General features: G+C 66.3%; 17 protein-coding genes. 6 read left to right on the forward strand and 11 right to left on the reverse strand.

Translation table 11 applies throughout. The features are described 5' to 3' along the window. Positions 1-48: 48 nt before the first annotated feature. From ACP15I_RS01985 to cysG, 5 genes are read right to left on the reverse strand one after another with little or no spacing between them, the layout of a single operon-like run. A complete protein-coding gene (locus ACP15I_RS01985) occupies positions 49-471 on the reverse strand; it encodes a DUF934 domain-containing protein (RefSeq protein WP_424964640.1) in 423 nt (140 codons plus the stop codon). Further along, positions 468-1223, reverse strand: a complete 756-nt coding sequence (locus ACP15I_RS01990; protein WP_424973688.1) for a phosphoadenylyl-sulfate reductase — start codon at positions 1221-1223, stop codon at positions 468-470. The genes ACP15I_RS01985 and ACP15I_RS01990 overlap by 4 nt, the downstream gene beginning before the upstream one ends. Further along, the gene (locus tag ACP15I_RS01995) at positions 1213-2880 is read right to left on the reverse strand and encodes a nitrite/sulfite reductase (protein WP_424973689.1); all 1668 of its coding nucleotides are present in this window, start codon (positions 2878-2880) and stop codon (positions 1213-1215) included. The genes ACP15I_RS01990 and ACP15I_RS01995 overlap by 11 nt, the downstream gene beginning before the upstream one ends. Positions 2881-2935: 55 nt before the next feature. Further along, entirely contained in the window at positions 2936-3241 is a 306-nt protein-coding gene (locus ACP15I_RS02000; RefSeq protein ID WP_424973690.1) for a DUF2849 domain-containing protein, read from the reverse strand. Further along, positions 3241-4626 carry a siroheme synthase CysG gene (cysG, locus tag ACP15I_RS02005; RefSeq protein ID WP_424973691.1) on the reverse strand — a complete coding sequence of 462 codons (1386 nt, stop codon included), beginning with the start codon at positions 4624-4626 and terminating at the stop codon, positions 3241-3243. The genes ACP15I_RS02000 and cysG overlap by 1 nt, the downstream gene beginning before the upstream one ends. Before the next feature lie 137 nt (positions 4627-4763). Between cysG and ACP15I_RS02010 the strand changes: the two genes are divergently transcribed. After that, positions 4764-5231 (forward strand): Lrp/AsnC family transcriptional regulator, encoded by a 468-nt coding sequence (locus ACP15I_RS02010; RefSeq protein WP_424964635.1) that lies wholly within the window; start codon positions 4764-4766, stop codon positions 5229-5231. 6 nt (positions 5232-5237) lie between these two features. Here the strand turns inward: ACP15I_RS02010 and ACP15I_RS02015 are convergent, their stop codons facing one another. Together ACP15I_RS02015 and ACP15I_RS02020 are read right to left on the reverse strand one after the other, a co-directional pair. Next, positions 5238-6683: a protein adenylyltransferase SelO gene (locus ACP15I_RS02015; RefSeq protein ID WP_424973692.1), complete on the reverse strand. Its 1446-nt coding sequence runs from the start codon at positions 6681-6683 to the stop codon at positions 5238-5240. Positions 6684-6715: 32 nt separating this feature from the next. Next, positions 6716-7672: a nucleoside hydrolase gene (locus ACP15I_RS02020; RefSeq protein ID WP_424973693.1), complete on the reverse strand. Its 957-nt coding sequence runs from the start codon at positions 7670-7672 to the stop codon at positions 6716-6718. A gap of 502 nt (positions 7673-8174) precedes the next feature. On the opposite strand from ACP15I_RS02020, the gene ACP15I_RS02025 reads away from it, so the two are divergent. Continuing rightward, on the forward strand, positions 8175-8669 hold the full coding sequence (locus ACP15I_RS02025; protein WP_424973694.1) for a Hint domain-containing protein: 495 nt from the start codon (positions 8175-8177) through the stop codon (positions 8667-8669). Position 8670: 1 nt separating this feature from the next. On the opposite strand, the gene mazG is transcribed toward ACP15I_RS02025, so the two are convergent. After that, positions 8671-9522: a nucleoside triphosphate pyrophosphohydrolase gene (mazG, locus tag ACP15I_RS02030; RefSeq protein ID WP_424973695.1), complete on the reverse strand. Its 852-nt coding sequence runs from the start codon at positions 9520-9522 to the stop codon at positions 8671-8673. A gap of 64 nt (positions 9523-9586) precedes the next feature. Between mazG and ACP15I_RS02035 the strand changes: the two genes are divergently transcribed. Continuing rightward, a complete protein-coding gene (locus ACP15I_RS02035; RefSeq protein WP_424973696.1) occupies positions 9587-10747 on the forward strand; it encodes a M20 aminoacylase family protein in 1161 nt (386 codons plus the stop codon). Between the two features lie 11 nt (positions 10748-10758). Here ACP15I_RS02035 and ACP15I_RS02040 read toward each other — a convergent pair whose 3' ends face one another. Both ACP15I_RS02040 and ACP15I_RS02045 read right to left on the reverse strand, forming a co-directional pair. Further along, the gene (locus tag ACP15I_RS02040; RefSeq protein WP_424973697.1) at positions 10759-14412 is read right to left on the reverse strand and encodes an efflux RND transporter permease subunit; all 3654 of its coding nucleotides are present in this window, start codon (positions 14410-14412) and stop codon (positions 10759-10761) included. Beyond that, complete coding sequence (locus ACP15I_RS02045) at positions 14409-15560, reverse strand: efflux RND transporter periplasmic adaptor subunit (protein WP_424973698.1); 1152 nt, start codon at positions 15558-15560, stop codon at positions 14409-14411. The genes ACP15I_RS02040 and ACP15I_RS02045 overlap by 4 nt, the downstream gene beginning before the upstream one ends. A 228-nt stretch (positions 15561-15788) precedes the next feature. Between ACP15I_RS02045 and ACP15I_RS02050 the strand changes: the two genes are divergently transcribed. The 3 genes from ACP15I_RS02050 to der all read left to right on the forward strand — a co-directional run bounded on the left by ACP15I_RS02050 (position 15789) and on the right by der (position 19381). Further along, positions 15789-16451 carry a hypothetical protein gene (locus tag ACP15I_RS02050; protein WP_424973699.1) on the forward strand — a complete coding sequence of 221 codons (663 nt, stop codon included), beginning with the start codon at positions 15789-15791 and terminating at the stop codon, positions 16449-16451. Positions 16452-16455: 4 nt separating this feature from the next. Continuing rightward, a complete protein-coding gene (locus ACP15I_RS02055; protein WP_424973700.1) occupies positions 16456-17778 on the forward strand; it encodes a PQQ-binding-like beta-propeller repeat protein in 1323 nt (440 codons plus the stop codon). Positions 17779-17902: 124 nt separating this feature from the next. After that, on the forward strand, positions 17903-19381 hold the full coding sequence (gene der / locus ACP15I_RS02060) for a ribosome biogenesis GTPase Der (RefSeq protein WP_424964624.1): 1479 nt from the start codon (positions 17903-17905) through the stop codon (positions 19379-19381). A 3-nt stretch (positions 19382-19384) separates the two neighbouring features. Here der and ACP15I_RS02065 read toward each other — a convergent pair whose 3' ends face one another. Next, complete coding sequence (locus ACP15I_RS02065; RefSeq protein ID WP_424973701.1) at positions 19385-20728, reverse strand: M48 family metalloprotease; 1344 nt, start codon at positions 20726-20728, stop codon at positions 19385-19387. Positions 20729-20773: the final 45 nt, after the last annotated feature.

Consider the following 20773-nt stretch of genomic DNA (forward strand, 5'->3'; position numbering starts at 1 on the left):
CCTCGGTCCCACTGTTAAACGGAATTGGACACTCTGCAAAGAGGACAATCAGGCGCGCAGGCGGGCCTGATAGTTGTGCTCCTGCCAGGCGGCGCGGGCGCGCCATTGCTCTTCGGGCTGGCGCGTGGCGAGGGCGGCGTCGATCTCGACCTCGTCAAAGCCCGAGCGACGCGCCATCGCGTATTGATCGGCCAGGACATGGCCGCGCGCGCGCAGACGCCCGGTATAGCCCGCATTGCGCAGACGACGCGCCAGCGAGAAGCCGCGCCCATCGGCAAAGCTCGGGAAGTCGATGCGGATCATGGCGATCCCGTCGAGCCGTGTCAGCAGGGGGGCGACATCCGCGTCGCTGGGCAGGTCGAGGCTGATCACGTCATTGGCCGGGGCCTCGTCGAGCGGGGTAAAGCCGCCATTCCAGGTCTCGGGGCCGAAGCCCGCATCGGTGACAATCGTTGCTGCGGTCTGGGTCATGCCGCGTCTCCTTTGGGCAGGGGGCCGCGCACGACCTTGCCATTGATGAAATGAATGCCGCATTCTTCCTTGTCGGCGTCCCGCCAGCGGCCCGCGCGCGGGTCTTCGCCGGGCTTGACCGGCGAGGTGCAGGGCGCGCAACCGATGGAGGGGTAGCCCTTGGCCACCAGCGGGTGGCGCGGCAGGCGGTTGTTGATCATGTAGTCCTGAACATCCGCCGGGTCCCAATGGGCCAGCGGATTGACCTTGATGCGGGCGGGGCCATCGGCCTCAAAGAACTCGAGCGCGGCACGGGTCCCCGCCTGAAAGCGTTTGCGCCCGGTGATCCAGGCGTCATACCCCTCCAGCGCGGTCTCCAGCGGTCGCGTCTTGCGCAGATCGCAGCAGGCATCCGTATCGCGCGTGTGCAGAAGCCCGTCCGGATCCTCGGCCGCCAGTGCTGCCGGGGCGGCGCGGATCACCTCGATCCGGTGCAGGCCGAGCTTGCGCGCCACCTTTTCCTGATAGGCGAGGGTCTCGGGAAAGAGCATCTGCGTGTCGATGAAGAGCACCGGCGTCTTCGGCGCCTTCTTCGCGATCATATGCAACAACACCACGGATTCCGCCCCGAAAGAGCTGACCAGCGCGATCCGCCCCACGGTCGGATCCCCAAGCGCCCGTTCGACCACCGAGGTGGCCGAATGGTGTCGGTAGCGCTGGTTCAGATGGGCGACCCGCTCGCCCACCGGAGGGAGAGGCGCCTCAAGCGGCATCTTTCCGCGCGGCCTCCGGGTAGAGGGCGGCCTTGAACGGCACGGCGCCCAGACGGCGATAGGCCTCAAGGAAGGTCTCGTCTGCGCTGTCGCGCACATCCAGATAGGCGTAGATCAGACGTTCGATGGCGGGCACGATCTCGTCATAGGCAAAACCCGGACCGGCCCGCTCGCCAATGGCGGCGGTTTCGGTGCCGTCCCCGCCCAGGGTGATCTGGTAGTTCTCGACGCCTGCGCGATCCAGACCGAGGATCCCGATATGGCCCACATGGTGGTGCCCGCAGGCATTGATGCAGCCCGAGATCTTGATCTTCAGCGCACCGATATCATGCTCCAGCTTCAGCTCGTCGAACCGCGTGGCGATCTGCTGGGCCACGGGGATCGAGCGGGCCGTGGCCAGCGCGCAGTAATCCATGCCCGGGCAGGCAATGATGTCCGAGATCAGGCCCACATTCGCCGTGGCCAGCCCTGCGGATTTGAGCTCCGCATGGATCTTGGGCAGATCGGCGCGGTGCACATGGGGCAGGATCACGTTCTGCTCATGGCTGATGCGCAGCTCATCATGGCCGTAGGCCTCGGCGAGATCCGCCATCAGGCGCATCTGGTCCGAGCTGGCATCCCCCGGCGTCGCGCCATGAGATTTGAGCGAGATCGTCACGATGGCATAGCCCTCGGCCCGGTGCGCCGCGATATTCGTATCCACCCAGGAGCGGAAGACCGGATCGGCCTCATAGGCGGCTTCATAGGCCGCAACGGAGCCGGTCTCGAATGCGGGCGGGGCGAATTGCGGGGCGATGGCGCGCAGCAACTCCTGATCCGCGCCACCGAAGGCCGCGCGGGTGATCGCGAATTCCGCCTCGACCAGATCGCGGATCGTGTCGATGCCGTTCTCGTGGACGGTGATCTTGATGCGCGCCTTGTACTTGTTGTCCCGGCGGCCAAGCTGGTTGTAGACCCGCACGATGGCCTCGGCATAGGGCAGCAGATCCGCCATGGGCAGGAACTCCCGCACCACCTTACCGATCATCGGGGTCCGGCCCAGACCGCCGCCGATGATGACTTTCACGCCAATCTCGCCATCCTGCCGAACGATCTGCAGCCCGATATCATGGGCCTTGATCACCGCCCGGTCGGCCTCGGCCCCGGTCACGGCAATCTTGAACTTGCGCGGCAGGAACTGGAACTCCGGGTGATCCGTGGACCACTGGCGCAAAAGCTCGGCGATGGGGCGCGGATCGGCGATCTCATCGGCGGCGGCCCCGGCGAAATGGTCCGCGGTCACGTTGCGGATCGTGTTGCCCGAGGTCTGGATCGCATGCATGCCCACATCGGCCAGCGCGTCGATCATGTCCGGCACGTCGCGCAGTTTGGGCCAGTTGTACTGGATGTTCTGGCGCGTGGTAAAATGGCCATAGCCGCGATCCCAGCGATCCGCGATCATCGCAAGCTGGCGCATCTGGCGACTGTTCAGGGTGCCGTAAGGGATCGCCACCCGCAGCATATAGGCGTGCAGTTGAAGGTAGAGCCCGTTCATCAGGCGCAGGGGCTTGAACTCGTCCTCGGTCAGCGACCCGTCGATGCGACGCTCGACCTGGGCGCGGAACTGGGCGGCGCGTTCGCGCACGAAGGCTTCGTCGAAATCGGTATAGCTGTACATGTTGGCTGTCTCCGGTTGCGCCCATGGGGGAGGGGCGGGCGCGCTGTCTCTGGGGTCAGGGGCGCTGCAGTTCCTGCTTGCCATGGGCGTAGTTCGAAGGACCCTTGGCGCGGAAGGCTTCGCGGAAATGCACGGGGGCCGCGCCCTCGGGCGTGGGGCTTACATCGGCGAGATAGACGCCGACCACGCGGTCGACCTGTGCCTCGGCGTCCAGCAGGCGGATCTGGGCATGGGCCTCGTCATCGAGCACTTCGGCCTCGTCCAGATGCCGGGTCCAGCTGTCATTCGGGGCCAGATAGATCACATCGCCTTCGAGCAGGTCGTTGGCGGTGATGACTTTCGGGGTGAAGTTGCGAGGCATCAGGCGAATTCCTTCAGGTCGGTGAGGGCGGCACGAGCCTCGCGTGGGGCGAGGCCGTACATCAGGATGGCCGGACCGGAGAGCCGCTGGGCGACCTCTCCGAGGGCGTTGAGGTCGGTGGCATGGATGCGCTGGTCGGCGCGGCTGACATTCTCGATCAGGGTGACCGGCGTAGCCGGGGCCGCGCCATGCATCAGGAGACGCCCCTGCAAAAACCGCGCGGCCTTCTTGGCCATGTAGATCGCGGCCACCTGTCCCGGCTCGGCCAGCGCGCGCCAGTCATGATCGGCAAAGCCTTGCGTGTCATGCCCGGTCAGGAAGCGCAGGGAGGAGTTGCGCCCCCGCTTGGTCAAGCTCTGTCCCAGCCCTGCGGCAGCCGCCGACGCGGTGGTGATCCCCGGTACGATCCGCCAGGGGATCTGCGCGGCCTCCAGCGCGTCGATCTCTTCGTCGAGACGGCCATAGACCGCCGGGTCGCCGGATTTCAGACGCACGACCTGCGCGCCCGCTTTGGCATGGGTCACGATCAGCGCGTTGATGTCTGCCTGTGCGGTGGAGGCGCCAAAGCCCTCCTTGCCCGCATAGACCAGCACGGCCTCGCGGCGCGCGAGCTCGAGGATTTCGGGCGTGACCAGCCGGTCATAGATCACGACATCGGCTTCATCGAGCGCCTTGCGCGCCTTGAGGGTCAGCAGCTCCGGGTCGCCCGGACCTGCGCCGACCAGCGCCACGCTGCCCGCGCGGGCCTCGGTGTTCAGATGCCGCTCAAGCAGGCGATCGAGGGCGGCCTTGGCCCCTTGCGGACCCTCCGCCTCTGCCGCTGCGGGCCCCGCGCCGAAATAGTAGTCGCGCCAGAAGTCCCGGCGCGCGCGGCCCATGGGCAGGGCCTCGGCCTTGGGACGGAAAGATTTGCCGACCCGCGCGAGAATGCCGAGCAGGGGCGAGAGCTTCGCCTCCAGATCCGCCTTGATCGAGCGGGCAAGCACCGGGGCCGCGCCCTCGGTGCCAATCGCGATGGTCACCGGGTCGCGATCGACAATGGCCGGGGTGATGAACTGGCTGTCGCCCAGATTGTCGACGATATTGACCAGCGCGCCATCGGCCTGCGCCAGCTTGCGCACGCGCGCATCTTCCTCGGGATCCTCGCTGGCCGCATAGACGAGGCTGGCGCACATCCCGTCCCCGGGCTCGAACGCCCGCAAGGTCAGGGTCAAACGCCCTTCGGCCGCCCAATCGTGGATTTCCGGGGCGGCCTCGGGGGCCACCACGGTCAGGCGCGCTTCGGTCTTCAGAAGCAGACGCAGCTTGGCCAACGCGGCGTCACCGCCACCGGCGAGGACGATGCGGCGACCGGCCACCGCGAGGAAAATGGGAAAATGCTGCATAGGGCATCCTGGGTTTGTCTCTGCTGTATATAGAAATTTTTCCCGTAAAATTGCTAGACGAGGGAAAATATAAGGAATAAATAGTCTCCAGAACGCCAGCGGGCGTCAGAAAGTTCTAAAATGCGAGGGCGCATAGGATGTCGGTTTCACTGGATGCGACGGATCGGAAAATTCTCAAGGCGTTGCAGCGCGATGCGAGCCAATCGCTCGAGGAAATCGCCCGTCAGGTGGGCGCGTCAAAGACCCCGGTTTGGAACCGGATCCGCAAATTGCGCGAGGCCGGGGTCATCCGACAGCAGACCGCCGTTCTGGATCCGGAGGCGCTGGGGCTGGAGGCGTGCTTCTTTGTTCTGATCCGTACGTCCGAGCATGAGGCCGATTGGCAGCAGCGGTTCCTCAAGGCGCTTCTGGACCGGGATGAGGTGCTGGAGGCGCACCGGCTCGCGGGGGATATCGACTATATCCTCAAGGTCCGGGTTGAGAATGCCCGGGCCTATGATCAGTTCTACCAGGCGCTGATCCAGGAGGTGCGGATCTACAACGTGACCGCGCTGCTCTCCATGGAAGAGATCAAATCCACTTTCGCGCTGCCGATCCGCGACTAGCGCGTCTCAGGTTCCGCAAAACGTCTCGCGCACGGCTTCTTCAGGCCGGGCCGGGGCCTGATAGGCGGCGTGCTCGGGCTGGTCAGCAAAGGGCTGCTGCAGCACGGTGTTCAGCGCATGAAACGGCGCGAAATCCCCGGTGAGCCCGGCCTGAATGGCCTCCTCCACCCGGTGGTTGCGCGGGATATAGGCGGGGTTTGCCGCCTTGAGCCGTGCGGACAATGTCTCGGCGGGACCGGCATCCTCAGCCAGCCGCGCGCGCCAGCCTTCGGCCCAGCCATCGAACCGCTCCGGCTCAGGATAGAGGGCGCGGACCACGTCCACCCCTTCGGCGAGCCCCCGGAAGGCCAGTGTGAAATCGACCCCGGCCCCGGCCATATGTCCAAGCAGGTCATGGGCCAGTGCGGCATCCCCGGGCTTGTCCGAGATCAGCCCCAGCTTGGCACGGAACACCTCCGCCCAGGCGGCCTGATAGAGATCGGCAAAGCCCTGCACCGCCTCGGTCGCCACGTCTATGGCGCGGTCCTTGTCCGGATCGATCAGCGGCAGCATCGCCGTGGCCAGCTGCGCCAGGTTCCAAACCGCAATTTCCGGTTGTTTGCCATAGGCATAGCGCCCGAACTGGTCGATCGAGGAATAGACCGTCTCGGGATGATAGGCCTCCATGAAGGCGCAGGGGCCGTAATCGATCGTCTCGCCGGAGATGGTCATGTTGTCAGTGTTCATCACCCCATGGATGAACCCCAACCCCATCCATTGGGCGATCAACCGGGCCTGCCGGGCGATCACGCCCTTGAGCAGGTCAAGCGCGGTTTCGGCCCCGGGATCGTGGCGGGCGCGGGCGAAGGCGACAAGCTGCTCCACCGCCTCCAGATCGCCGCGCGCGGCGAAAAACTGGAAGGTGCCCACGCGCAGATGACTGGACGCGACGCGGGTGAAGACGGCACCGGGCATGGGCTGCTCGCGCAGCACCCGCTCGCCCGTGGTGACAGCGGCCAGAGCGCGCGTGGTGGGCACGCCGAGCGCATGCATCGCCTCCGACAGGATGTATTCGCGCAGGACCGGACCCAGTGCGGCGCGCCCGTCGCCCCGCCGCGAGAAGGGCGTGGGCCCGGAGCCCTTGAGCTGGATGTCGCGCAGATGGCCATCCGCATGGCGCAGCTCCCCCAGCAGGATCGCCCGACCATCGCCCAGCTGCGGATTGAACCCGCCGAACTGATGCCCGGCATAGGCCTGCGCCAGGGGTGACGAGCCCTCAGCCACCGCATTCCCGGCGAGCATCGCGACGCCCTCGGCGCTTTCCAGTACCTCCGGGTCCAGTCCCAGCTCCCGTGCCAGCCGGTGGTTCACGGCGATCAGCGCCGGGGCGGCCACGGGGGTCGGCGCCATACGCGCATGGAAACGGTCGGGCAGGGCGGCGTAATGCGCCTCGAAGGGGATGTGCATGCTCATGGCTCGCATGTAGGCGGGCGGGGGCGGGAAAGCTAGAGGCGACCGATCCGCTCGGTCAGGAGGGCGAAGAACCCCTCCGCATCCACATCGCCGATAAAGAGCGCGTTGGGGGCACGGTCCGTGACACCCCACCAGTCCGCAACGGTCATGCCACGGGTCAGGGGGCTGTCGACCTCGATCTCCACATTGATGAGCCGCCCGGAAAAGAGCTCGGGCTGCAGCAGATAGGCAATCACGCAAGGATCATGGAGCGGCGCACCCTCGGAGCCGTATTTTTCCTTGTCGAACCGCTCGAAGAAATCGGTCCAGGCGGCGACCATATCGCCCACACGGGTGCCAAGCGCGCGAAACCCCGCGATATGGGGCGCGGTGGTCAGCGCCTTGTGGGTCACATCGAGCGGCATGACCACCAACGGCACCCCTGCGGCAAAGACAGCCTTGGCGGCCTCCGGGTCCACGTAGATGTTGAACTCTGCCGCCGGGGTGATGTTGCCCACCTCGAAATAGGCCCCGCCCATCAACACGATCTCGGCCACGCGCGGGATGATGTCGGGGGCCTCGGCAAAGGCCGTCGCGATATTGGTCAGCGGTCCCAGCGGGCAGAGGGTCACCGTGCCTTCGGGCTCGCGGCGCAGGGTTTCGATGATGAAGGCCACGGCATGCTGATCGGCCAGCGGCATGGTCGGATCCGGCAGGACCGGCCCGTCGAGCCCGGTCTTGCCATGGACATGCTCGGCCGTGACCAAGGTGCGGGCGATGGGGCGGTCACAGCCCGCATGGACCGGGATCTCCGGGTGCCCGGCCAGCTCGCAGACGATGCGCGCGTTTTTCGCCGTCAGCTCCAGCGGCACATTGCCCGCCACCGCCGTGATCCCCAGCACGTTGACCTCGTTGGGGGAGGCCAGCGCCAACAGGATGGCGACCGCATCGTCCTGTCCGGGGTCGGTGTCGATGATGATATTGCGGGGCGTGGCGGAGCCGTCTTGCATGGGAGCCTCCTGAAGGGATGGGAGAGGGTCGCAACTCGCCCCCGCGCTGTCCAGACGATTCTGGCCCGGCTCGGAGGCAGGCCGCGCGCGGCGCAGGGGCGCCGGAAACACTCTATCCTCAAGGCGGAAACGCAAATAAGGCAGGAGGTTGTCAGGCGCCGCGCGCGGATTGACCTTGGGTCAGCGGTAATCCCGAGCCAAAGGCCGCCGGTGTTCCGAGTTGCGCGACAGCGGTCCGCCAGACTGCCCGTTTGCGGGGCAATTCCGGGTATCCTGCCCGTCAAACCGGCGAGATCCCGCCGCGTCCAGCCCCATGAAATCGTCACAGTTCGGCCTGTTACCGCCCGGCTGGTGCCGCAGTTCTCCTGTCTAACGAAACTGTAACGCCTCAGGGGCCGACCTTGGGCGCAGTAACGAGTATCTGAGTAGCCTGTGGCGCCCTCTTCGGAGGGCGTCACTTGCCCCAGACGGGAGATACCGCGTGCGGGACGCCGGAAAAATCTTGGAATTCAAAGGACCTGCGGAGGCAGGGGGCGCCGGGGCCCCAGTGCATGCCGAACCCTGGAGCGTACCGGGCTTTGGTCCGGATGTGCGGATCGAAACCAATCTCGGGCCCGTGCCGGCTGCGCTGTTGCGGCGGGGGGATCTGGTGGTGGCCCCGTCCGGGCAATATGTGCCGATCGAGTGGATCGACCGGTTCGGCTTGGATGTCCCCTTTCTGCAGACCCGCCCGGCGGCGCGGCCCCGGGTCCTGCCTAAGGGCAGTGGGCCCGATGGCGTGCCCCATGCGGATCTCTTGCTCTCCGGAGCGCAGACCTTGCGCTGGGAAGCGGGGCAGATGGTGTCCTGCGCCGCGCTGAGCATCGGTGCGCAGCATCCGCTCGAGGCGATCCAATACACCGTCTTTCATTGCGACGGGCCTGTGCTCGTCTGTGCCGAAGGCATGTGGTGCCTCGTGGACCCGGCCACCAGTACCGAAGGCCGCGCGGCGGGCTGAGCTAGAGCCCCTTGGCCTTCGCCTCCTGCCAGAGCGCTTCCATTTCGTCGAGACTGGCCGCATCCGGACTGCGCCCCTGCTCGGACAGGCGCGCCTGGATATGGGCGAAGCGGCGGGTGAACTTGGCATTGGCATCGCGCAGGGCGTGTTCGGGGTCGAGATCCAGATGCCGCCCGAGATTGACCGCCACGAAAAGCAGATCGCCAAATTCCTCGTGCAGCTCTGCCGGGCTGCCGCTCTCGCGGGCGGCGGCAAGCTCTTGTGCCTCTTCCTCGAACTTGGCCAGAACCTGATCCACATCGTCCCAGTCGAACCCGACCCGGCCTGCGCGCTTCTGCAGCTTCAGCGCGCGCATCAGGGCGGGCAGGCCGAGCGCGACGCCGTCGAGCACACCGGTCTCGGCCTTGGCGGCGCGTTCCTTGGCCTTTTGGACCTCCCAGTCCCGGGTCTGCTGCGCGGCGGATTTCGCGTTGCTCTCGGTCCCAAAGACATGGGGATGCCGGTCGAGCATCTTCTGCGCGATCCCGTTGGCAACCTCGTGGAAATCGAACAGATCGCGCTCGGCGCCGATCTGGGTCTGGTACACCGTCTGCAACAGCAGATCGCCCAACTCAGCCTTCAACTCGGTCCAGTCCTGCCGGTCGATGGCATCCGAGACTTCATAGGCTTCCTCGATCGTGTAGGGTGCGATGGTCTCGAAGCTCTGTTCCACATCCCAGGGGCAGCCTGTCTCGGGGTCGCGCAACCGGCGCATGATTTCGAGCAGTCGCGGCAGCCCGCCCTCCGGATCAAAACAGAGCGCGTCGCTCTGGTCTCGGGGCAGGGCCTGTGCCTTGGGCTTGGGATGTGCCATCGCGCCCTCCCTTTTACAGTCGGCAAAGAAGGTTACATACTCGATGTAACAAGGAGAGCAGCACATGGCGGTTGTCAATCGCATCGCGGAATACGGGCCGGATATGACGGCCTGGCGGCGCAATCTTCACCGTCACCCGGAGTTGGGGTTCGAGTGTCACCGCACTGCGCGCTACGTCATCGCCCGACTGCGGAGCTTTGGCGTCGATGCCGTCCATGACAAGATTGCCACGAGCGGGGTTGTGGCCCTGATCAAGGGGCGCGCACCGGGGCCGGTGATCGGCCTGCGGGCGGATATGGACGCGCTGCCCATCGCCGAGGAAACCGGGCTCGACTATGCCTCCGAGGTGCCGGGCGTGATGCATGCCTGCGGCCATGACGGGCATATGACCATGCTTCTGGGGGCCGCGCGCTATCTCGCCGAAACGCGCAATTTCGCGGGCACGGTCGCGGTGATCTTTCAGCCCGCCGAAGAGAATGGCGGCGGCGCGCAGGTGATGTGCGAGGAAGGGCTGATGGAGCAGTTCGACATCGCCAAGGTCTATGCGCTGCACAATGCGCCGGGCCTGCCCGAGGGGTTTTTCCTGACCAAGGACGGCCCGATCATGGCGGCGGTCGATACGTTCCACATCCATGTGAAGGGACGGGGCGGGCATGCGGCCATGCCCCATGAGACCGCCGATCCGATCATCGCCGCGCTGGGCATCGCACAGGCGATCCAGACCATTGTCAGCCGGAACCACGTGGCCACCGAAGAGCTTGTGGTCTCGATCACCCAGATCCATGCGGGCACGGCCGATAACGTCATCCCCGACACCGCCTATATCTGCGGCACCGTGCGCAGCTTTGACCCGGTGGTTCAGGGCATGGTGATCGACCGGATGCGCAAGATTGTCGAGGGGCAGGCCGCCAGCTACGACGTGGAGGCGGCTTTGGACTATGAGCGGGGCTATCCCCAGACCGTGAACTCCGCCGAGGAGGTTGCGCAAGCCGCGCAGGCCGCCGAGGACGTCTCGGGCGCGCAACTTGTGGACACCCGGTCCGCGCGGCAGATGGGGGCCGAGGATTTCGCCTATATGCTGCAGGCCCGGCCGGGCGCGTATCTGTTCATCGGCCAGGGGAGCAGCGCGACGCTGCACCACCCGGCCTATGACTTCAACGACAGGATCGCGCCGATCGGGGCGAGCTTTTTTGCCCGCCTCGTGGAGCAGGCGCAGCCGCTCTGATCACGCGATGATCACTCGGCGGCGCGCAGGGGCGGCTTGATCGTCCCATCGGGGGGCGTGGGGTCATCTCCCTCGTCACCACGCGCGGTGCTGTCCACGATCCGCTCTGCCAGGGTGCGGGCCTCGGCAGGGGCCCCGCCGGTCTCAGCGTCGGTTTGGGGCTGATCATCCTCGATCCAGAGGATCTCGGGTGATTTCACCGCGCGGGCGGCACGCTTCAGTGCGAGGTCACGGGCCACCCGGCTCGATTTGCCGAGCGACATGGCACGCAACTGCCGGACCGAGCTATAGGCCCCGACCGTCAGCCAGACCCGCAGCGCCAGAAGCGACGGGGTCAGCACTAGCGTCAGCACCGTCGCCACGCCGAGGCCGAAGACCACCGCCGTCGCCAGCTGCTTCCACCACAGGGCTGTGGGGCTGTCCACGGTGTAGCCCCCGCCGAAAAAGTCGAGGCTGAGCCCGAACATCATCGGCGCCAGACCGGCCATGGTCGTGATCGTCGTCAGCAGAACCGGACGGATGCGGACCTGCGCGGTGCGGGCAATCGCTTCGAGCCGCGGCATGTAGCGCGCATATTCCTGATAGGTGTCGATGAGCACAATGTTATTGTTCACCACGATCCCGGCCAGCGCCACGATCCCCGTACCGGTCATGATCACCGAGAAGGGCTGTTCCATCACGATCATCCCGATCAGCACGCCCGTGGTCGAGAGCACCACCGCAAGCAGCACGAGGAACGCGTTATAGAAGCTGTTGAACTGGGCCAGCAGGATGATGAACATCAACCCCAGCGCGCCAGCAAAGGCGTTCATGAGGAAGGCCTGGCTCTCGGCCTCGTCCTCCTGCTCGCCAGTCCATTCCCAGCTCACCCCCTCGGGCAGCTCGACCTCGGTCTCCATCCATGTGGTCAGCAATGCGATCCGCTCTGCGGCATTGATCACCGCGCCATCCTTGTTCAGGAGCCCGGCCCGCACACCTGCCTTCACATCGTAGTAGCGATGGCCGTCCACCCGGTCGATCTGGCCCAGCTTGGGCACCGGCGCGCGGGTGATGAAGTTCGACAGCGGCACGAGGCCCTGGGCCGTGCGCACCCGCAAGGTGTCCAGCGTCGACAGGACCCGGTCCTCTTCGGGCAGGCGCACGCGGATCTCGATCTCTTCATCCGAACTGGGCACGCGCATCGTGTCGAGCAGGATGCCCCGCGTCACCAGCTGGACCATCGCGCCCACGGTGGCCACATCCGCGCCATAGCGTCCGGCGGCGGCCACATCCACGTCGATCTGCCAGTCGATGCCGGGCAGGGGGCGGGTGTCTTCCACATCGCGCAACCCTTCGGTGGCCTCGAACCCGGCGCGCACGGTGGCGGCGGCCTCGGCCAGCGCGTCGAAATCATCCCCGGTCAGGCGCATATGCACGGGTTTGGCCCCGGCCGGACCCTGGCTCATCTCCAGGATCTCGGTCTGCACCCCGGGGATTGTTTTCAGCTCCGCCTCCAGCGCGTCGAGAATATCGTTGCCATCGGCCCAGTCGCTGCCCTGCCGGTCCTCCCACGGGGCGAGCTCGATCTGGATCGTGCCCACAGTGTCGAGCGGCGCTGCGGCCCCGCCCGTGTTCTGGTTCAGCCCGCCTTCACCGGCAAAGGCAAAGACCGATTCGATCCCTGGCCTGGCCATGGTGATCTCCTCGGCCTGACGCAGCAGGGCGTCCTTCTCTTCGAGAGAGTGATTGCCCCGCGCCCGGACATAGACGATGGCCTGCTCGGGTTCGGAGGCGACAAAGAACTCGACCCCGCGATTGTTCTCCTGGAACACTCCGAAGGTGGTGACCACCAGAAAGATGACCGTGCCGATGGCCACCAGCGGCATGATCGGATTGCCGGTCAGGAACCGGATGAACCAGCCAAAGGGCGAGCGACGGAAGCCGGCGCGCACCCGGCGGCGGCTGCGGCGGAACCGGATCGAGGTCAGCGTCACCGACAGCGACAGCGCCGCCAGCAGCATCATCCCGGCACCGGGCAGATAGGCTTGCCAGCCCTGATCCGCCGAGGCCGGTCCCAACAGATAGGTCGGGTTCAGGAATTGCAGCACGGCCGTGTACATGAACCCGGCCGAGGCCAGCGCGAGCGCCGCGCGCACGAGCCAGGGCAGCCCCATCAGCCCCTTGGCCATGTTGTCCAGGGTGCGGCTGATGCGTCCGGCCACCCCGCCCACCACGGGCAGGTAGATCAGTGCCACCACAAGGCTCGCGGTCAGCACGAAGATCAGCGTGACCGGCAGCATCCCCATGAACTGCCCGGCCACCCCGGGCCAGAAGAGCATGGGCAGAAACGCGCAGAGCGTCGTCGCGGTGGAACTGACGATGGGCCAGAACATCCGCTTGGCGGCTTCGGTATAGGCGGCCATGGGCCCCGAGCCCTCGCTGATGCGCCGGTCGGCATACTCCACCACCACGATGGCGCCATCCACCAGCATCCCCACAGCGAGGATCAGGCCGAACATCACGATATTCGACACGGTGATCCCCATCACGGCGAGCAGGGCAAAGCACAAGAGGAAGGAGGTCGGGATCGCAAATCCTACCAGCAGCGCCGAGCGGGTGCCAAGCGCGGCCAGCACGACGATCATCACCAGCGCGATCGCCGTGAGGACCGAGCCTTCGAGCTGCCGGACCATGGAATCCACGATCCGCGACTGGTCCATGGACACGTTGATCTCGATTGATTCCCGCAACTCGCGGGGCCAGCTTTGCCGTTCGGCCTCGACGGTTTCGCGCACAAGGGTCGCGGTGTCGATCAGGTTGAAGCCCTTGCGCTTGACCACCTGCAGGGCGACCGTGTCGTCGCCGTTATAGCGCGCAGTGCCTGTGCGATCCTCGAAGGTCAGGCGGATATCGGCGATATCGCCCAGGGTCACGACCCGGTCGCCGCTGACCTTCACGGGCAGGGACAGAACATCCGTCTGCTCGTCAAAGGCCGAGGGGATCTTGACCGCAAAGGCGCCCTGGGCGGTTTCCACCTCGCCCGCGGCGATCAGCTGGTTGTTGTTCTGTACGACAGAGAGCAGCTCACCCGCGGTGACGTTGTAGCTCTCGAGGCGCAGGGGATCGATCACCACCTCGAGCATCTCGTCCCGGTGGCCTGCAAGACCGGCCTCCAGAACGGGTTCAAGCCCTTCAAGCGTGTCCTGCAAGTCATTGGCCACACGCAACAATGTGCGCTCGGGCAATGCGCCCGACAGGTTCACGACGATGATCGGGAACTGGCTGAAATTGATCTCGTTGATCGAGTATTTCTCATAGCCGGAGGGGAACTTGGCCTCGGCCGTGTTCATCCGGTCGCGCACATCGGCGATGATCTTGGTCTTGTCCCAGCCGAACTCGAACTCCAGCACCACGCCCGCGTAATTGTCCGAGGCGGTCGAGGACATCCGGTCGAGCCCGTCAAGATCGCTGAGCTCGGTCTCCATGACCTGCACGACCAGCTTCTCGGAATCCTCTGCCGAGATGCCCGGGAAGGGCACCGACACAAAGAGCGCTGGGATTTCGATATCCGGCTCACCCTCCTTGGGCAGACCGATATAGGCCATGGTCCCCGCCAGCAGGGACAAGGCCACAAAGGCAATCACCATCCGCGCGCGGGAGGCGGCCCAATCGACGAGACCTGTCACGCTTCGGGCTCCCGCAGGGTGACCTCAAGCGGGGTGCCCGCGGTCACGAAATCCTGTCCCACGACGATCACCTTGACCTCGCTGGGCAGCCCGCTCAGCCATACACCGTCGATGGTGTCGCGCACGACGCTGACTTCGGCAAAGGCGGCCTCTGCGCCCTGATCGGTCTCGACCACGTGGCGCACGCCCAAGCGGCCCTCGTCATCGAGGGTCAGGGCGGATGCCGGCAAGAGATGGGCAACCGCGCCCTCGGCGGCCACGCCGACACCGGCGGTCTGGCCCGCGCGGATGCTCAGGTCCGGATTGGCGATCTCGATCTCGACGCGGAAGGTGCGGGTCGTTTCCTCGGCGGAGCGCGACAGGAAGGTCACCGTCCCGGTGAATTCCCGCCCATCCGACAGCTCGGCCCGGGCCAGCGCGCCGGTGGTAATTTTGGCGACCTGCAACTCGGGCACAAAGCCCACGATCTTGATCGGATCGAGCTGAAGGATGGTCGCGCAATGGGATCCTGACGCGCTGTTCGGCCCGAGATAGGCGCCAAGCTCGGCGGTGTCTTCTTCCAGCACGCCGTCGAACGGGGCGCTAATCATCGTATCGGCCAGCGATTCCTCGGCCCGTTCCACCCCGGCGCGCGCTGCTTCCAGAGCGGCCTCGGCGGCCACCCGCCGGGTCACGGAGCCAAATCCGCCATCGGCCAGTTCCGACGCGGCGCGGGCATTGATCTCGGCCTCCACCAGCCGGGCCCGGGCCTCGACCAGCGAAATCTCCATCGTGCCGCGATCCAGCTCGCACAGGGCCATGCCCTCGGTCACCTGCGCGCCGCGGCGCAGCGGGGTCGAGATCACCTTGCCAGACACTTCGGCCGAGACCGCGACCTGCCGAGACGCCTCGGTCCGGCCGCGCAAGATCACAGCGCTGTCAATGGTTTGCGCCGAAGAGGGCAGGGCCACCACGGAGACGCGGCGCAGCCCGTCCGCCGGAGCGTCGGTCTCGGGGGGCGGGGCCGCCGCCGATGTGTTAGGGGCCACATCCTCCATTTCGGGCGCGCTGCCGACCCCTGCAAAGGTCAGCACACGGTCCCGTTCAAACACCAATGCGTAAAGTGCACCCACGACCACAAGTGCCGTGAGGATCGAAAACAGTTTCATTCTAGCCTCCGGAATGTTCGACGCGGAGCCGCGCTCCCGGGCTTGGGTGCACTGTCCAAAAGGCTCGATCCGGTCGAACTAAACCATCCAGTTCAGAAATAGGCCTTCGCTGGTTTTTGCTCAAGACCCAAACGGTCGCAGAATTGGCCATCGGCAAGGGCTTGCAGGGCTTGGCTTTGCGCGGTCGGACGGTGTATGAGGACGCGACGTGGTGGAAGAGGCAAGCGCGTGAGCAATCCCGACAGTTTTATCGAAGAAGTCTCCGAAGAGGTCCGGCGCGACCGGATGAACCGCCTGCTGCGCAAGTATGGCTGGATCGGTGTCGTGGCCGTGATCGTGATCGTCGGGGGCGCGGCCTTCAACGAGTATCGCAAGGCCCAGGCCGCTGCCGAGGCGCAGGCGCTGGGGGATGCGATCTATCAGGCGCTGGAGGGGACGAGCGAACAGACCCGTGTGCTCGCGCTCGAGGAAATCACGCCGGATCCGGCCAGTGCCGCGGTGCTCGGCCTGCTCACGGCGGCGGAATCGGTGACCGGAACCGAGACGGCCATCGCGGCCCTCGAGGCGGTGATCGCAGGACCCGAGACGCCGGATCTCTACAAGGATCTTGCGCGTCTGCGACTGGTTCTCATGGGCGATTCCGGCCCCGCGCGCAGTGAGCGCCGCGCCATGATCGACATGCTGACCCTCGGGGCCGGACCGTTCCGCCTGCTGGCGCTGGAACAGCGCGCGCTGCTCGAGATCGAAGAGGGCGCGTCCGACGCGGCCATCAGCACCTTGCAGGATGTGATCCGCTCCGCCGGGGCCAGCGCCGCGCAGCAACAGCGCGCGGCCCAGCTGATCGTGGCGCTGGGCGGGGATGTGGCGTCGCTTCTGCCGGAACAGGGGTAAGCCCATGATCCGCAACGCGGCGCTGTGTTTCGCGGCCACCCTGGTCCTGGCCTCTTGCGCGCAAGAGGAACTGATCCTGCCCGGTGAGCGGCTGGATATCCGTGCTTCTGTCGATCCGGAGGCCGAAGCGCCCGAGGCGGTGGATCGCACGCCGCGCGAGGTCGCTGTGTCCCTGCCGGGGCAGGTGGTCAATACGGATTGGACCCATCGCAACGGCTCGGTGCGCCATACGATCACCCATCCGGCGCTGGGCGACGGGCTGCAACTGGCCTGGTCCGCCGAAATCGGCGAAGGCAACAGCCGCGGCAACCGCATCGCCAACCCGCCGGTCGTGGCCGATGGCCGGATCTTCACCATCGACAGCCTGGCGACCGTCTCGGCGTTTTCCATTGGGGGCGCGCTTTTGTGGCAGCGTGACCTGACCCCGCCCACGGACCGCCCGGACGAGGGTGCGGGCGGGGGTGTCTCGGTTGCGGGGGACACACTTTATGCCTCCTCGGGCTTTGGCACGCTCACGGCCATGGATGTCGCAACGGGCGAGACGCGCTGGGTGCAGCGCCTTGATGCGCCGGTCAGCGGCAGTGCCACGGTCGATGGCAATATTGCCTATATCGTCACCCGCGACAGCGTTGCCTGGGCCATCGACACGCGGAATGGCCGCGTGCTCTGGACCCTGCCGGGCGCACCGTCCGGGACCGGCATCGTCGGCGGCGGGGCCCCCGCGATCAGTGACCGGCTCGTGATCCTGCCCTTCCCGTCTTCCGAAATCAGCGGCGCGCTGCGCCAATCCGGTGTGCGGGTCTGGGGCGGCGCGGTCTCCGGCTCCCGCATTGGCAGCGCCTATACGGGCTTTTCCGACATCAACAGCGACCCGGTCGTGGTGGGCCGCACGATCTTTGCGGGCAACGCGGCGGGCCGTGTGGCAGCACTGGACGCGATCACGGGCGAGCGGACCTGGACCGCCCGCGAGGGCGCGTTCGATGTGATCTGGCCCGTGGGCAATGCGCTCTTCTTCGTGTCGGACCGCAATGAGCTGATCCGGCTGGATGCGGCCACGGGGGCCGTGACCTGGGCCGTGCAACTTCCCTATTACACCGACGACCGGGAGCGTCGGCGCAAGGCGATCTTTGCCCATTACGGCCCGGTACTGGCCGGTGGGCGGCTCTATATCGCGTCGGGCGATGGCCAGTTGCGGGCCTTCGATCCGGCGTCGGGTCAGCAGATCAGCCAGATCACCATGCCCGACGGCGCGGCTGCGGCGCCTGTCGTGGCGAACCGGACCATGTATATCGTGACCGAGGCGGGCGAGCTGCGCGCCTATCGCTGAGCGGATCCGGGGTCCGCGCCGGGCCCGGGATGCGGAGTTTCCGCAAAATCTCCATTGCCGAGGCGGCGGTCGCGCGATAAAGCCCGGGCTTCTCATCGCCCGCCCTGTCTCGTGGAGAGCGCCCATGTCTTTCACTTTGGCCATTGTTGGTCGCCCCAATGTGGGCAAGTCCACGCTGTTCAACCGGCTGGTGGGCAAGCGTCTGGCCCTGGTCGATGACCAGCCCGGCGTGACGCGCGATCTGCGCGAGGGTGCGGCCCGGCTCGGCGATCTGCGGTTTACGGTGATCGACACTGCGGGGCTCGAAGAGGCCACGGATGACAGCCTGCAGGGCCGGATGCGGCGGCTGACCGAGCGCGCCGTGAGCATGGCCGATGCCTGCCTGTTCCTGATCGATGCACGGGTGGGGGTGACGCCCACGGATGAGGTCTTTGCCGATATTCTGCGCAAGGCCAACGCCCATGTCCTGCTGGGCGCGAACAAGGCCGAGGGCCGCGCCGCCGAGGCCGGTCTGATCGAGGCCTATGCGCTGGGTCTGGGCGAGCCTCTGGCGATCAGTGCCGAGCATGGCGAGGGGATGGCCGACCTGACCGCGGCGCTGATGCCCCTGATCGACGCCTATGAGGAAGAGGCCGAGGCGGCCCGGGACGAGGATCCGGAAACCGATGTCAGCCTGAGCACCGAAGAGGCCGAGCTGGGCGCAGATGCGCCGCGCGTTCCCACCACGTCGAAGCCGCTGCAGGTGGCCGTGGTGGGCCGTCCGAATGCCGGGAAATCCACGCTGATCAACCAGCTTCTGGGCGAGGAACGCCTGCTCACCGGGCCAGAGGCCGGGATCACCCGCGACGCGATCTCGCTGGCGCTGGACTGGGACGGCCTCCCGGTGCGGATCTTTGACACCGCCGGAATGCGCAAGAAGGCCAAGGTGCAGGAGAAGCTCGAGAAGCTCAGCGTCTCGGACGGGTTGCGCGCGGTGAAGTTTGCCGAGGTGGTCGTGGTCCTGCTCGATGCGGGGATCCCGTTCGAACAGCAGGATCTGCGCATCGCCGATCTCGCCGAACGCGAGGGCCGCGCCGTGGTCATCGCGGTGAACAAATGGGATCTTGAGGATGACAAGCAGGCCAAGCTGCGGGACCTGAAGGAGGCGTTCAACCGCTTGCTCCCGCAGCTCAAGGGCGCGCCGCTGATCACCGTCTCGGCCAAGACCGGGCGGGGCATGGACAGGCTGCGCGAGGCGATCCTGCGGGCCCATGCGGTCTGGAACCGGCGGGTGCCCACGGCCGCACTCAACCGCTGGCTTTCGGCCATGGTCGAGGCCCATCCGCCCCCCGCACCGGGCGGGCGCCGCATCCGCATGCGCTACATGACCCAGGTGAAGACCCGGCCCCCGGGCTTCGTCGTCATGTGCTCCTATCCCGACAAGATGCCCGAGAGCTATACCCGCTATCTCGTCAATGGCTTGCGCGAGGATTTTGACATGCCGGGCACGCCGATCCGGCTGACTCTGCGCAGCCAGTCCGACGCGAACCCCTACAAGGACAAGAAGAAGTCCACACCCTCGCGCCTGCGCAAGCATCTGGGCAAGCCGTCGCTCAAGGGCTGAGGCTCAGCGTTTGGCGGCGCGTTCAGCGGTGCGGGCGATGTCCTGTGCCCGGGCAAAGCCCGGCGAGCCCTGGGGCAGCAGCCCCAGCGCCCGGCGCGCATGCAGCCCCGCATCCCGCAGCCGTCCCGACAGCGCATAGCGCTCGGCGGTGGTGACCGAGGCCATGCCGTTCTGCCCCGCGCGGGCATAGGCCTGGGCCAGATCCCGCAGCATCGAAGGGTTGCCCGGATCCTTGCTATAGGCCGATTGCAGGATCTGCAGCGCCTTGCGGTCACTCGCGCTGGATTTCTGGGCCAGCAGGGCGCGCCCGAGATGGGCCTGGATCAGCGGTTCGCGCGGGGCCAGCGCCACGGCCCGTTCATAGGCGCGCACGGCATCCGCGTAGCGCCGGGTCTCGAAGGCGATCTGCCCCTGCAACTCTTGGTAATACGGGTCGTTCGGGCGCATCTGCACCAGTTTGGCCACTTCGCGCGCGGCCCGGGCCGGGTCCGGTTTCTCGTGATAGGCAATCGCTCGGCGCATGGTCGCGATCTCGGACCCATCGGACGCCTTGACCCGGCGCAGGGTCCAGTTCGGATTGCGCAGAAAGGCCGTCAGCTTGCCCTGCATCCGGGCGAACCAATAGGCCTCCGATTGCCGCGAGAGCTCGTTGACCTTGTAGGCCGCCGCATAGCCCTGAGCCGCGCGCAGCCGGTCCCGCGTGAGGGGGTGGGTGCGCACATAGGGATCCTGCCGGTTGGTGGTCAGCGCTTCCTGTCCGCGAAAGATCTCGAGCACTTCGACCATCGCCACGGGGGAAATCCCGGCATTGGCGAGAAACCGCGCAGAGGACTGGTCTGCGGCGGCCTCTTCGGCCCGGGTATGGCTGAAAAAGCCCCGGCGGGCGAATTCCGCCGCGCCAAAGCCGACCACCGCACCGACGCCCGGATCCCCCGCTGCCGCGCCGGCCGCTGCGGCCAGAACGAGGCCAAGCTGCGCCAGCCGGTTCGACGCTTTGAAATTCGCCATGCGCCGCGCAATATGCCCGTTTGAAATATGCGCGATTTCATGGGCGATGACCGCCTGGACCTGCTCGGGGGTCTCTAGCGTCATCAATAACCCTGAATGCAGTACCATTGTTCGGTTATCGGCAACAAAGGCGTTCAGTTTGCTGTCATCGATCACCCAGATATCCACCTGAGACGGGTTGATCCCCGCCGCCGCCATCAATGGCCGGGCCAGTTCGCGCAGGGAGCGTTCGATCTCTGCATCGCGAATGATCGTCACCGCGCTGGCGGGCAGGGCGGTGATCGCCAGGGTCAGGGCGAGAAGGAAACCTGCGAGACGGCTGTGCCAGAGGCTTGTCATTGACCTTACTCCACCGGGTTGCGACATACGCCTGCACCCTAGGGA

It is taken from the genome of Dinoroseobacter sp. S124A, assembly GCF_049801015.1.
In the GTDB taxonomy this organism is placed as follows: Bacteria; Pseudomonadota; Alphaproteobacteria; order Rhodobacterales; family Rhodobacteraceae; genus Dinoroseobacter.

What these genes read in the sequence shown, in the direction of transcription:
- ACP15I_RS02055 (WP_424973700.1), top strand. Translation starts at nt 16,456, where the DNA reads ATGATCCGCAACGCGGCGCTGTGTTTCGCGGCCACCCTGGTCCTGGCC.
- ACP15I_RS02020 (WP_424973693.1), bottom strand. Translation starts at nt 7,672, where the DNA reads ATGCAAGACGGCTCCGCCACGCCCCGCAATATCATCATCGACACCGAC.
- der (WP_424964624.1), top strand. Translation starts at nt 17,903, where the DNA reads ATGTCTTTCACTTTGGCCATTGTTGGTCGCCCCAATGTGGGCAAGTCC.
- mazG (WP_424973695.1), bottom strand. Translation starts at nt 9,522, where the DNA reads ATGGCACATCCCAAGCCCAAGGCACAGGCCCTGCCCCGAGACCAGAGC.
- ACP15I_RS02015 (WP_424973692.1), bottom strand. Translation starts at nt 6,683, where the DNA reads ATGAGCATGCACATCCCCTTCGAGGCGCATTACGCCGCCCTGCCCGAC.
- ACP15I_RS02010 (WP_424964635.1), top strand. Translation starts at nt 4,764, where the DNA reads ATGTCGGTTTCACTGGATGCGACGGATCGGAAAATTCTCAAGGCGTTG.
- ACP15I_RS02000 (WP_424973690.1), bottom strand. Translation starts at nt 3,241, where the DNA reads ATGCCTCGCAACTTCACCCCGAAAGTCATCACCGCCAACGACCTGCTC.
- ACP15I_RS01995 (WP_424973689.1), bottom strand. Translation starts at nt 2,880, where the DNA reads ATGTACAGCTATACCGATTTCGACGAAGCCTTCGTGCGCGAACGCGCC.
- ACP15I_RS02065 (WP_424973701.1), bottom strand. Translation starts at nt 20,728, where the DNA reads ATGACAAGCCTCTGGCACAGCCGTCTCGCAGGTTTCCTTCTCGCCCTG.
- cysG (WP_424973691.1), bottom strand. Translation starts at nt 4,626, where the DNA reads ATGCAGCATTTTCCCATTTTCCTCGCGGTGGCCGGTCGCCGCATCGTC.
- ACP15I_RS02045 (WP_424973698.1), bottom strand. Translation starts at nt 15,560, where the DNA reads ATGAAACTGTTTTCGATCCTCACGGCACTTGTGGTCGTGGGTGCACTT.
- ACP15I_RS01985 (WP_424964640.1), bottom strand. Translation starts at nt 471, where the DNA reads ATGACCCAGACCGCAGCAACGATTGTCACCGATGCGGGCTTCGGCCCC.
- ACP15I_RS02035 (WP_424973696.1), top strand. Translation starts at nt 9,587, where the DNA reads ATGGCGGTTGTCAATCGCATCGCGGAATACGGGCCGGATATGACGGCC.
- ACP15I_RS01990 (WP_424973688.1), bottom strand. Translation starts at nt 1,223, where the DNA reads ATGCCGCTTGAGGCGCCTCTCCCTCCGGTGGGCGAGCGGGTCGCCCAT.